This is a genomic window from Enhygromyxa salina, assembly GCF_002994635.1.
GTDB lineage: Bacteria > Myxococcota_A > Polyangia > Nannocystales > Nannocystaceae > Plesiocystis > Plesiocystis salina_B.
The window spans coordinates 50,661-62,544 of sequence record NZ_PVNL01000032.1 but is presented as its reverse complement, the minus strand read 5'-3'; the positions used below and the strand labels follow the sequence as shown (position 1 = coordinate 62,544).

General features: G+C 66.1%; 10 protein-coding genes. 6 read left to right on the top strand and 4 right to left on the bottom strand.

Annotated elements, in window-relative coordinates; all coding sequences use genetic code 11:
- Positions 1-2 precede the first annotated feature (2 nt).
- Complete coding sequence (locus ENSA7_RS06850; protein ID WP_181233335.1) at positions 3-2,183, top strand: UvrD-helicase domain-containing protein; 2,181 nt, start codon at positions 3-5, stop codon at positions 2,181-2,183.
- Positions 2,184-2,407: 224 nt separating this feature from the next.
- On the opposite strand, the gene ENSA7_RS06845 is transcribed toward ENSA7_RS06850, so the two are convergent.
- A complete protein-coding gene (locus ENSA7_RS06845) occupies positions 2,408-2,671 on the bottom strand; it encodes a hypothetical protein (protein ID WP_106088398.1) in 264 nt (87 codons plus the stop codon).
- 339 nt (positions 2,672-3,010) lie between these two features.
- Positions 3,011-3,373, bottom strand: a complete 363-nt coding sequence (locus tag ENSA7_RS06835) for a LysR substrate-binding domain-containing protein (RefSeq protein ID WP_181233333.1) — start codon at positions 3,371-3,373, stop codon at positions 3,011-3,013.
- A gap of 714 nt (positions 3,374-4,087) precedes the next feature.
- On the opposite strand from ENSA7_RS06835, the gene ENSA7_RS06830 reads away from it, so the two are divergent.
- Positions 4,088-6,559, top strand: coding sequence for a PAS domain S-box protein (locus ENSA7_RS06830; protein WP_146157423.1), 2,472 nt, complete (start codon positions 4,088-4,090; stop codon positions 6,557-6,559).
- A gap of 364 nt (positions 6,560-6,923) precedes the next feature.
- Here the strand turns inward: ENSA7_RS06830 and ENSA7_RS06820 are convergent, their stop codons facing one another.
- The gene (locus tag ENSA7_RS06820) at positions 6,924-7,796 is read right to left on the bottom strand and encodes an NAD-dependent protein deacetylase (protein WP_443655650.1); all 873 of its coding nucleotides are present in this window, start codon (positions 7,794-7,796) and stop codon (positions 6,924-6,926) included.
- Positions 7,797-7,993: 197 nt separating this feature from the next.
- Here ENSA7_RS06820 and ENSA7_RS06815 point away from each other — a divergent pair, with 197 nt between their 5' ends.
- Complete coding sequence (locus ENSA7_RS06815; RefSeq protein ID WP_106088393.1) at positions 7,994-8,248, top strand: hypothetical protein; 255 nt, start codon at positions 7,994-7,996, stop codon at positions 8,246-8,248.
- On the opposite strand, the gene ENSA7_RS06810 is transcribed toward ENSA7_RS06815, so the two are convergent.
- A complete protein-coding gene (locus tag ENSA7_RS06810; protein ID WP_106088420.1) occupies positions 8,227-9,861 on the bottom strand; it encodes a sigma-54-dependent Fis family transcriptional regulator in 1,635 nt (544 codons plus the stop codon). The two genes, ENSA7_RS06815 and ENSA7_RS06810, sit on opposite strands and share 22 nt — an antisense overlap.
- Positions 9,862-10,027: 166 nt before the next feature.
- Here ENSA7_RS06810 and ENSA7_RS06805 point away from each other — a divergent pair, with 166 nt between their 5' ends.
- The 3 genes from ENSA7_RS06805 (at position 10,028) to ENSA7_RS06795 (ending at position 11,846) form a co-directional block, all read left to right on the top strand.
- On the top strand, positions 10,028-10,333 hold the full coding sequence (locus ENSA7_RS06805) for a hypothetical protein (protein ID WP_106088392.1): 306 nt from the start codon (positions 10,028-10,030) through the stop codon (positions 10,331-10,333).
- An 85-nt stretch (positions 10,334-10,418) separates the two neighbouring features.
- Positions 10,419-10,577, top strand: a complete 159-nt coding sequence (locus ENSA7_RS06800) for a lmo0937 family membrane protein (RefSeq protein WP_106088391.1) — start codon at positions 10,419-10,421, stop codon at positions 10,575-10,577.
- Between the two features lie 186 nt (positions 10,578-10,763).
- Positions 10,764-11,846: a serine/threonine-protein kinase gene (locus ENSA7_RS06795; protein ID WP_181233331.1), complete on the top strand. Its 1,083-nt coding sequence runs from the start codon at positions 10,764-10,766 to the stop codon at positions 11,844-11,846.
- Positions 11,847-11,884 lie beyond the last annotated feature (38 nt).

Genomic DNA, 11,884 nt, shown 5'->3' with positions numbered 1-11,884 from the left:
CCATGCATGACGTTCGAGTAGCGATGTCGGCCGACTTCTTGCGCGGCTACTCGCGCCTGGCCAAGCAGCAGCAGCGGAGCGTGCGGGCCTGGATCGACAAATTCCGAGCCGACCCCCGCTCGGACTCGATCAAGTACAAGAAGCCCAAGGGTATGCGCGACCCCAAGGTCCGCAGCGTGCGGATCACCCAGCAGTACCGGGCGATCGTCATCCACCCGCCCAAGGACGACGTGTACCTGCTGGTCTGGGTCGACAACCACGATGAGGCGCTCGAGTGGGCCCGCAACAAGGTGTTCGAGGTCAACCGCTTCACCGGCACCTTTCAGGTCTACGAGCCCCGCGAGGTCGAGGGCGAGGCCAGCCAACTCAGCGCGCCGCCGGCCTCAGACAGCCTGGTCGGCCGCGTCGAGCTCAACGAGTCGGCGATCCCGGCGGGCTTCTTGTTTGCGGGCCACCAGACCGAAGATCTGTTGTTGTTCGGCGTGCCCGAGCCGCTGCTGCCCGCGGTCCGAGCCTTGCGGACCGAGATCAACCTCGACGAGCTCGCCCCGTACCTGCCCGACGAAGCCGCCGACGCGCTGTACCTGCTCGCCGCTGGCTTCACCGTAGACGAGACCCTCGACGAGCTCGACCGGCGGACCGAGCCGGGCCAGGTCGACGTCGCGGTCGAGCCGGTCGACGTCGACGACTTCGCCGAGTCTCTGACCCGCGATCAATCCAAGCGCGCGTTCAAGCTGCTCGAGGACGACGCCGAGCTCGCGGCCATGCTCGCCGCCCCGCTCGAGCAATGGCGAGTGTTCCTCCACCCCAGCCAGGCCAAGCTCGTGTCCATGCACAGCAACGGGTCGGCGCGGGTCCTGGGCGGCGCCGGCACCGGCAAGACCGTGGTCGCCATGCACCGAGCCCGGTACCTCGCCAAGCAGATCTTCACCGAGCCCGGCCAGCGGATCTTGCTGACCACCTTCACCAGCAACTTGGCCGCCGACATCCGCGAGAACCTGCGCCGCATGTGTGGGACCGAGTTCGAGCGGATCGACGTCAAGCACCTGCAAGAGGTCGCCCGCGACGTGCTCGCGGCCCGCGGCGTCAAGCTCGAGCGCAGCGCCACCAACAAGCAGAGCGCCACCGCCTGGCAGCGGGCCCTGGGCGCCCACAGCCTCGAGTTCGGCGACGTGTTCTACAAAGAAGAGTGGTCGCGGGTCGTGCAGGCCCAGAACGTCACCAGCGAGGCGGAGTACCTACGCGCGCGCCGGGCCGGCCGCGGCAAGCGACTCAGCCGCGGCCAGCGGCGCGAGGTCTGGAAGGTCCTCGCCGAGTACCGACAGCAGCTCGATCTCGCCGGCCTCAGCGAGCACGCCGACGTCATCCGCGAGGCCCGGTTCGCGCTCGCTGACCCCTCGGCCTCGTCGGGCTTCGTCAGCGTGATCGCCGATGAGGTCCAGGACTTTCGCACCGCCGATCTCGAGCTCCTGCGCGCCCTCGTGGCCCCCGGCCCCAACGACATCTTTGTCGTCGGCGATCCTCACCAGCGCATCTATGGGCACAAGGCGTCGCTGGGTCGGTGTGGGATCAGCATCCGCGGCCGACGCTCGCGCAAGCTTCGGATCAACTACCGGACCACCCAGAATATCCGCAACTGGGCCGTCGCAACCTTGCGCGACCTCGACGTCGACGATCTCGATGAGGGCACCGACTCCCTCGCCGGTGAGCGCTCGCTGCGGCTCGGCGACGCGCCCGAGCTGCGGCTGTTCGACGGCATCGAGGACGAGGTCGAGTACATCGCCGGGCTGATCCAAGCGTGGATCGCCGACGGCGTCGAGCCATCTGAGATCTGTGTGGCCGCGCGGACCAAGTACCTGATCAACGACTCGTACATCCCGGCCCTCGCCGCGCGTGGCGTCGAGACCACGCTGATCCAGACAGAGACGACCGACAAGCTGCCCAATTTGGTCCGCGTCGCCAACATGCACCGCGTCAAGGGTCTCGAGTTTCCGCGCGTGATCCTAGCTGGGATCCACGAGGGCAACATGCCGTATGAAGACAGCGCCTACGCGACCCGGGACCCCAAGGCCAAGGCGCTGTATGACGAAGGTGAGCGCAAGCTGCTGTATGTGGCCGCGACTCGGGCTCGGGACGTGCTGGTCGTGACCGGCTGCGGCGAGGCTTCGGCGTTGACCAGGTGATCGTCACCACGCGCGATTGGCCGTGACACGAGCCGCACGCCAACCTGCGCGACCATCTACGCGTGCCAAAGCACATCTTGACCAACAGGTCGCGTCCGACACTCGAGATGAGCTGCACCGGGCATGCGTCGATGCGCTTCGCCACGCCATCACATCCAACTCAGCCAATGAGTCCAGTTCCCCGTCCTCTACCAATATGGGGCCGAGACCTTCTACGTCGTCGCTCACTTGCCGCACGTGGCCTTTCCGTTGTCGAGGGTCCAGACATCACCACATGCCAGTATGGTCTGGCACAGCAGGATGTGCTCTTTCGGAAGGATCTTGCACCCTTCACCGCTTGCGGTTTTGGGGTCGACCGACTCACAGCAGAAGAGCTGCTCCACGAGATCATCCTCGGGAGCCTCGATGTCCTCGGGGGCGTCCGGGGTGATGTCGGAGTTGACGCCGCAAGCGGCGAGAAGCGCGAACAGAATTGTTTTGGTGAACATGGGCAAATTGTAGCCATGCGCAGGCTCTAGCAAGCTGCTCGTTTTGCAGTCTGGCTTGTGCGGCGCGGCCCTCGGTGTCGTCGCGTTGGACGTCTCGAGCGAGTTGCTCGCGGAGACGCAGGAGCACATCGCGTGGATCAGCGACCCCGAGCGCCTCGGGACCGAGCTTCAGACGCATGAGGTCGCGTTCGGTCCGAGCGGCCTCACTGTCGGCGCCGACGGCAAGGTGCGTCGCGCGATGTCCCGGTGGACTCCTGCACGAGGAGGGACCACGAGTGGCGCCTCCTTGCCGAATGCGGGACAGGGACGGCCCGCAGCATGAACGCAGCTGCCGCAGGGTCATGGCGGCGGGGAGGGCTCGGCGAGCGCCGTCTGGTAGCGCACGGCCGCTTCGACGAGCAGATCGATGAAGGCGCGCACGGCCGGCACGCTGGCGCGCCGCGGCGGATAGGTTGCGAAAACCTCGATCGTCTCGCCCTGGAAGTTGGGCAGGAGTCGTATGAAGGTCCCTTCGGCCACCTGCCTGGCGCCGTAGAGATCGGGCAGCAGCGCAACCCCGCGGCGCAGGCCGTTGCGCAGCACGGACACCGCCATCAGCGGCTCACCCACGGTCACCACGGGCTCGCTCGTCAGCGCCACCTGGGCACCGTCCGGCCCGGTCAAGAACCAATCGCGCGGCAACCCGGCGGCGTCGATCACCACCCGCCCCAGTCGCGGCCTTCTTGCTCGATCATGGCATCCCCGTCGACAGCCTCTCCAACCGCTACCCGGCGACCGCGGTCGTGACCGGCGCATGAGCCATGTCGTTGTTCATTTCCGCGCCCGAGATCTCTGGCCCGCCTGGCCACATGACGATCACCTGAGCACGTATGCACACGAGTTCGGTCATCATCCGGGGACCGCCGACGAGTACAAAGGGGCACCTACCGTCGATTCGACGGTGAACACCGATGGGGCGGTGGCCGGAATCGACAAAGACTCCATCATGGGAGCACGCACGAAGGTGATGCGGCGCCGTCACTACAATGAACGGGGCCCGAGCCCATGCTCGTGATCGTCTGGCCTTCCGTCGGCCGCCACATCCGGTCAAGCCGGCCAACAGCGAGGCTCGCAACCAATCGAGGCGACGCATGCCTCGGTTTTCTCACGCCTGTCGAGGGTCACCGCCAGCCAACACTCGTTTGGTTCGACGTGGTCGCGTTGCGAGACGCTATCGGCATGGCTGTGTGGTCTACTGACGACAATCTCAGACGAGCGGCCGCACGGCGCTTCAGTCGCCGTTGGTCCCCTCGCTCGACGCGCCCAGCGAAGTTGCGACCCTACCGAACATCAGCTACGACCACCGCGAGTTTATCTTGACGAAGATACCCACCACCAGACCCGCTCGTGAATGCCAGTGAGATACCAGACCCGCTCGTGAATGCCAGCGAGATGGAGGTGTTCTTCGAGACCAACCCGCTCGGCATGGCGCGGATCCAGCCCGATGGGCGATTGATCGAGGTGAACGCGGCCCTGTGCACCATGCTCGGATACTCTCGGGTCGAGCTGCTTGGGCGCCAGATCGCGGATGTCACCCATCCCGACGACATCGCAACCAACCACGCGCTGGCCGATCGCATGCTCGCGGAGACGCGAGGAGCGGCCAGCGTCGAGAGGCGCTACGTCCGCAAGTCCGGTGCCATCCTCTACGCGCTGGTCAGCACGACGCCAATCCGAACGGAGCGGGGCGACCCCATCTACTGGCTCGCACAGATCATCGACGTCAGCGAACAGCGGCGGCACCGGGAGATCCAAGAAGCTCACGCCCACGTGCTCGAGATGGTCGCAATGCACGAACCGCTGTCCAATGTCCTCGGCGAGATCGTGGCGCGGGCCGAGGCCGTGAACCCAGACGTGCGCGCCTCGGTGCTGCTGGTGTCCGCCGACAAACGCACGCTCCACCAGGGCGCCGCACCAAGCCTGCCACCGGCCTACAGCGCGGAGCTCGAGGGCCTCGTGATCGCCCCGGGCGTGGGCAGCTGCGGGACGGCGGCGGCGACGGGCAAGCGGGTGGTCGTCGAGGACGTCAGGCAACACCCCTACTGGGCGTCGTACCAGCCATTGGTGAAGCTCGGCGCGTTCGGGGCGTGCTGGTCCGAGCCGATCCTCGACGCCAACGACGAGGTGCTGGGCACCTTCGCCATGTACTACCGAGAGCCGCGCGCGCCGGAGGACACCGACCTCGACTACGTTCGGGCGATGGCGCGGCTGGCCGGCATCGCCATCTCTCGCAGGCTCGCCGAGGACGCCCTGAGCCAGAGCGAGGCCCGACTCCGCACCGTGATCGAGAACGCCCCAGAGGCGCTGGTCCTGATGGACGTGCACGCCGGGCGCTTCGTCGACGCCAACGAGAACGCCCTGCTGCTGTTCGGGTTGTCCATGGATGAGCTGCGGGCCAGCGACCTCGACGACTTGAGCCCGACCCTCCAACCCAGCGGCCGCCGGTCGGCCGAGGCCCTCGCCGAGCTCGTCGAACTCGCGGTACGCGGCGCAAAGCCGACCGTCGATTGGGTCTATCTGTACCGCAACAGCCGGGAGGTCTCATGCAAGATGCGCCTGGTTCGGCTGCCCTCGTCGGAGGGGCTGATCGTCCGGTTCAGCATCGTGGACCGCACCCAGGAGAACGAACTACAAGCGCAGCTCCGCCAGGCCCAAAAGATGGAGGCGATCGGTCAGCTCGCCGGCGGCGTCGCGCATGACTTCAACAACATCCTCGCGGGCATCATGGGCCACGCCGAGCTCTTGAGGATGTCACTGGAAGCCGACGGCGCCGATCAGCCTCATGATGATCATGAGGATGACGAGGATGACGTCGGCCTGATTGACCAGATCATCCAGGCATCCGAGCGGGCCGCTGACCTCACCAAGCAGCTGCTCGCGTTCTCGCGCAAGGGACGGATTCAATCGATCCCGGTCGATCTCCACGCGCTGATCGCCGAGGTCGTCTTGCTGCTGTCCCGAATTATCGACAAGCGCATCCAGATCACCACGGAGCTGCGCGCCGACGAGGCGACCGTGCTCGGCGATCCCTCGCAGCTGCATCACGCCCTGCTCAACCTCGGCCTCAACGCCCGCGACGCGATGCCCGATGGCGGTCAGATCATCATTCGCACCCGCAATCCGAGTCTGGACGACGTCTACCGCCGGGCCCACGCCCAGCAGGTCACGCCCGGACACCACGTCGAGCTCGAGGTGCTCGACACCGGCGTCGGCATGAGCCCCGAGATCCAACAACGCATCTTCGAGCCCTTCTTCTCGACCAAGGCCCCCGGCAAGGGCACGGGGCTGGGCCTCGCCGGGGTCTACGGCACGGTCCAGAGCCACAGGGGGCAGATCCTCGTCGACAGCGAGCCGGACAAGGGCACCAGCTTCACCATGCGGTTCCCCACGGTGTCACAGAGCGTCGTCCACCAGCCGCTCCCAGACCGCCCGCGGGTGATGGGGCACGGCCACATCCTGATCGTCGATGACGAGGAGATGGTGCTGGTGTTCGCCGCCAAGTTTTTACAGGGGCTCGGCTACGTGATCACCACCTGCTCGGACGGGGCCGCAGCGGTCGCGTTGTTCGAGCGACGCACGCAGGACTTTGATCTGGTCATTCTCGATCTGATCATGCCAAAGCTCAACGGCCTCGACACCTTCATCCGCCTCAAGCAGCTGTGCCCCGACGTGCGCGTGCTCGTGACCTCGGGCTATAGCTGTGACCACACCGTCGAGACAATGCTCCAACAGGGCGCGTTCGGCTTTCTCCCCAAGCCCTTCCTGTTGGAACAACTCGCAGCAGAGGTCGCCCGCGCGTGCGGGACCGCGCCGCCGCCAGCGATGCCCGCGTCGGCGACGGACGGTTGAAGCCGACCAGCTGCGCTCAGCTCGTGGGCGCCCGAGGTAAACGGCGTGGTGATATGAGCCCAAAGCACCGATCCTTTACATCTGTTTCAATGCTTCTCAGACAGCATTGGCTGTTCGTCAGCGCTGCCAGCGGCGGACGTGTTCAATCAGGGCGCGCAGTTTCGGAGCCACCGCCAAGGGCGCTGTTTCGGGCGCTGGCCGCCAGCCGATGCAACCGTCCGAGATCGCCCGGGCTGTGCGGCATGCGGGCCCCGGCTGAGAGCACGGATGTTTCGAAGGCCCAGTTCGGCCGCAAGAACGCGGGTGAAGGCCTCCACGCATGCGGACCGTCCACGGCCCAAAGCTTCTCGGCGACGTTCCCCCCTCAGCTAGGGCCGAGGGCATCCGCGAGTCGAGGCACCAACTCGCCGAGCCGGGCCTCGAGCTTGACGCTGGCGAGTGTGTCGCCGCGGGTTGGACCCGCGGTGACGATCGCTATTGGAATCGCCTGGGCCGCCGCGCGTCGGACAAACCGCAGCCCCGAGAAGACCGCGAGCGAAGATCCGAGGACCAACAAGAGCTCGGCAGCTTCAACCAGGGCATAGGCGCGCTCGACGGTCGCTGCGGGGACCTGCTCACCAAAAAACACGACATTGGGCTTGAGCGCACCTCCACACACGAGGCAATCGGCGACGCGAAAGCTGCCGCGATCCGGTTCGAAATCGGCGTCGCCGTCGGGGGCGAGCCGTGTGGCTTCGGCTCGCTCGAGCCAGCCTGGGTTGAGTGCGAGCAGACGAGCTTGAAGGTCACCGCGGTCTTCGAAGGTCCCACACTCGAGGCAGCGGACGTCCGCGAGCGCGCCGTGTAGCTCGATGACATCGCGGCTGCCCGCGGCATGGTGGAGGCGGTCGACGTTCTGTGTGATCAGCCCATGCAGCAGCCGGCCTTGCTCGAGCTTGGCGAGCGCACGGTGAACCGGATTGGGAGGAGCGCTCGAAAAACGCGGCCAACCGACGACCGCACGCGCCCAGTAGCGAGCCCGCGCGTCAGCGTCAGTGGCATAGGTGTCAAAACGGATCGGATCGCGGGCCCGGGCCCGCGTACCCTCGCCCCGGTAGTCGGGGATGCCCGACTCGGTGCTGCAGCCGGCGCCTGTCAGCGCGACCACTCGCCGCCCTCGAGCCAAAACGAGCAGCCGCTCGAAGGCCGCCGTTTCGGTATCGGGCAGCCGGGGCACGTAGTCGAAGGTCGCCTCCACCTCGCTCAGCTTGGCTCGATCGCAAAAAACCTTCAATCCACTCGCAGGGTCCAACCTCCGCATGCCGCCAGCTGTCCCGCCGCTCCGTACGGGCGCTGCGAGGGGAGTCGTTGGACACGGACGGCGAGCCGGCGGGCAGACTGGTCGTGGACACGTGTTCGTCCCGGGAATGGCCGCCGACGCGCCGACCGCCACGCATGCCCAAGAGCGAGCGTCGGCCCTTCACCCTCGAGCACGCTGGTGGCCTGTGGGTCGGCGGCGTCAAGCACGGCCCGAGCCTCGCGCCCAGCGAGCGCGACTGGGTCTGGTCGCTGACCTGGGCCGACGTCGCCGTCGCGCTCGAGGGGTCGAGCCGCTGCCGCCCTGCGAGGTCCCGTGTTTCGCTGGTGTCGCCGCGCGTCATGTACGACGCGGCTCGACCGGCCGGAGCTCAGCCATCCTTCAGGTTGTAGCGTTTTAGCTTGCGGTAGAGGGTGGCCGTCCCGATCCCGAGCTGCGCCGCCGTGTGTGTCTGATTGCCGCGATTGAGTTGGAGCGCCGACAAGATGTAGTCCTTCTCGATGTCCGCGAGCGGGCGCACCTGCTCCTGCGCAACCAAGGGCAGGGGCAGCACGACTCGCAGCTCTTCGGGCAAGTCCTCGATCTCCACGCGATTACCCTGGGCCAGCGCGGCGGCGCGCTCCATCGCGTTTTGTAGTTCGCGGACGTTGCCTGGCCACGGGTAGCGCAGCAGCTGATCCGCGACGGCCGGGGTCAGGCCTTCGAGCTCGCGCTTCATTCGCATCGCCGCGTCCGCGAGCAGCACCCGAGCGAGGGGCAGGATGTCGTCCCTGCGCTCGCGCAGCGGCGGCACGTGCAGCTCGATGACCTTGAGTCGATAGTAGAGGTCCTGCCGGAACACGCCGCTGGCCACGCTCTCGAGCAGATCCCGGTTGGTGGCCGCGATCACGCGGACATCGAACCTGCGGTTCTTGTTCTCACCGACTCGCCGGATCTCCCGCTCTTGCAGCGCGCGAAGCAGCTTGACCTGCATGGCCGCTGACACCTCGCCGACCTCGTCCAACAACAAGGAGCCGCCTTGAGCCGCCTCGAACAGTCCCGGTCGGTCTTGGCTCGCGCCAGTGAAGGCGCCGCGCGCGTGGCCAAACAGCTCGCTCTCGAGCAGGCTCTCTGCGATCGCTCCACAGTTGATCGCCACGAACGGTCCGGCCGCGCGGGTCGACTCGTCGTGCAACAGCCTAGCCACGCGCTCTTTGCCCGAGCCGCTCTCGCCGGTGATCAAGACCGTAGAGTCGACCTTGGCCACGCGTCGCGCGAGCTCGACGGAGGCCCGCATCGCGGGGCTCTTGGCGATCACCCCAAACGGCTCGTCAACCTCGCGGGCGACCCTCCTGAGCGCGCGCCGGTGCTCGGTCAGCTTATGCTCGGCGTCCTTGAGCGTGGCCATGACCCGATGCAGCGACACATCCAGACACTCTTCGAGGCGACGCGGCTCGAAGAAGGTCAGCTCATCAGCCCGATCGTCGCCCCACTCTTCGCGGGTGCGCGCGAACATGTGGCACGAGGCGTCGCCTTTGCACAGGCAGCGATTCTCGAGCACACAAATGTCCTTGCCGATGCTGCGGCTGAGGTAACCACTGATGAGCCCGCAGATCGTCCAACACACGGAGGTGTCCGCGCGGCCAAAGTGAAGCAGATGCTGCTCCGCCTCATACGACGCCAGGATCATCGCCCCCAGCTTGGAGAGTGGACCCTCGGGCCCTGCCTGAACCCGGAACAGCCCGACGAGCGCGTGGGGTCGGGCCCCCGCGCGGGCCCACTCGGCGCCGTTCTCCCACTCGAATTCGGCGTGAATCGCCTCGGCCATGCGCCATCCGTGGGCAAACCCGAATTGTGTCAGGACCGTGCGCGCCGCGTTGATGCCGAAATTCTCGACCAGATACTTGCGCAAGAGGCCCATCGCGACAGCGTCGAGCAGCAGCGCGCGCTGGCCCGCAAAGCGGATCACTCCCGACTCGGCATCTAACTCGAGCAATTCTCCGTGGTCTAGATCTTCGGCGCGCATCGTCACTCGGTCAATTTGAACGGACTCAAGTACTTCATAGTGATGGAGAGTCGAGGACGAATTTGACGAATATCGAGAATGCCGTTGAAATTCATCACTATTTTCGCATGGGCCCGGTCATGCATAGCTAGTCGGCCGCGGGAACCCGATTCTCGCGCCGATCGTCATGAAAAAAGAAAACACGCGCTCCACGTCCACCGCCGATGTCACCTCCACCCTCGAAGAGAAGGCCCACGAGGCCAGCCGCAAGGCGCAAGAGCTCGCGCATGACGCTGGCCGCCAGGTCAACGAGGCCGCGCATGACGCTGGCCGCCAGATCAACGAGGCCGCCCACGACGCTAGCCGGCGGGCGCACGAGATTGCTCACGACGCCGGTCATCGGGCCAAGGAGGTGATCGAGGACATCACCCATGGGGTCGAGCGGGTTGCAAAGGATGTCCGCCGGAAGGTTGACAAGCTGGGCAAGAGCTGAGCGGCCGGCGCTGCTCACATCACACACTCACCTCCTTCATTTCTCACGTTTCGTGCGGGCCTCGCCCGCGTAAGGAAGAACTCTCATGCTTTGGACAATCGCAGTCATACTCCTCGTGCTCTGGGCGCTCGGAATGGTCTCTTCTTACACGATGGGTGGTTTCATCCACGTCCTGCTGGTCATCGCGGTCATCACCGTGCTCATTCGCGTGATTCAAGGTCGCAAGATCCTCGATAGCAAGTAACCCCTCACAATCGACCAGCTCGGCCGGATTTCCGAACAATTGCCAATGACCACAGCACACAACAACCGAGCATCTTCTGACGCCCTTCGGGCGCTCCCAAAGGTGCGCGCACCGGTCCGTTCGCTCCCGCCGATGCTCTCGATCATTGCCCCCTTGGATGCAAAGCCCGGCGCGCAGACTGACGGCGTGCCGTTGAAGAGCGACCCGCACGCCGAGCGCACGTTGCCCCAACCTGCCGCGGGGGCCAGTGGCCCGACCCACGCGCAGCTGCGTGCGGTCGGGGAGGGCAGGTCGCCCCCGCTGATCCTCGCGGATCGCTACCGGGTCGAGCGGCGACTTGGGCGCGGCGGCATGGCCATGGTCTACGCCGGACGCCTGCTGTCGATCGATCGCACCGTAGCCATCAAGATCCTCAACGAAGATCACCGCTACCGCGACGACAGGCTCGCGCGCTTTGTGGCTGAGGCCCACATGACCTCGCACCTGCGGCACCCCAACATCGTCGATGTGCTCGACTTCGGATCCACGCAGGAGGGCGTCGTGTTCATGGTGATGGAGCTGCTCGAAGGCGAGGATCTGCGCGCGATGGTTCGGCGTGATGGGCCGCTGCCGTGGCCGCGCGTGCAGTCGCTGATGCGGGATATCTGTAGTGGACTGAGCGCGGCTCATCACGCCGGGCTGGTCCACCGCGATCTGAAACCCGCCAACTGTTTTTATGTGGATGACACGGTCAAGCTGCTCGACTTCGGGGTTGCGACCCACTCGAGCGTCAGCGCGGGGGAGCGCATGACCTCGGTCGAGGACGACCCGACACAGACGCTCGACCCTGGCTGGACGGATCAATTCACCGGCGATCGCCGGGTGATCGGCACGCCCGAATACATGTCGCCGGAGCAGGCCCAGGGCCACCCGGTCGACGCTCGGAGCGACATCTACGCGGCCGGAATCTTGCTCGGGGAGCTGTTGACGGGCCGGGTGCCGTTCGAATCCACGTGTGCTACGGGCGTGATCTCGGCGCAGATCTTCGATCCGCCGCCCACCTTGCAGGAGCTCGGTGGTGAGGAATTCGTGGTTGTCGAGGCGATTGAAGCGATCTATGCCCGGGCGTTGTCCAAAGCTCCAGACGATCGCTTTGCGACCATCGAGGCGTTCGCCGCCGCAATTGCAGCGGTCGTACCCGTGACCATGCACCCTCGCTGGTGGCGAAGGCCCGGGGTGATGGCGGCCGCGACGACGCTCGCCGGCCTGCTCGCGGTCATGAGCATATAGCCGTGTGGATCAGCCGGGTTGGGGTCGTTTGATTCCAA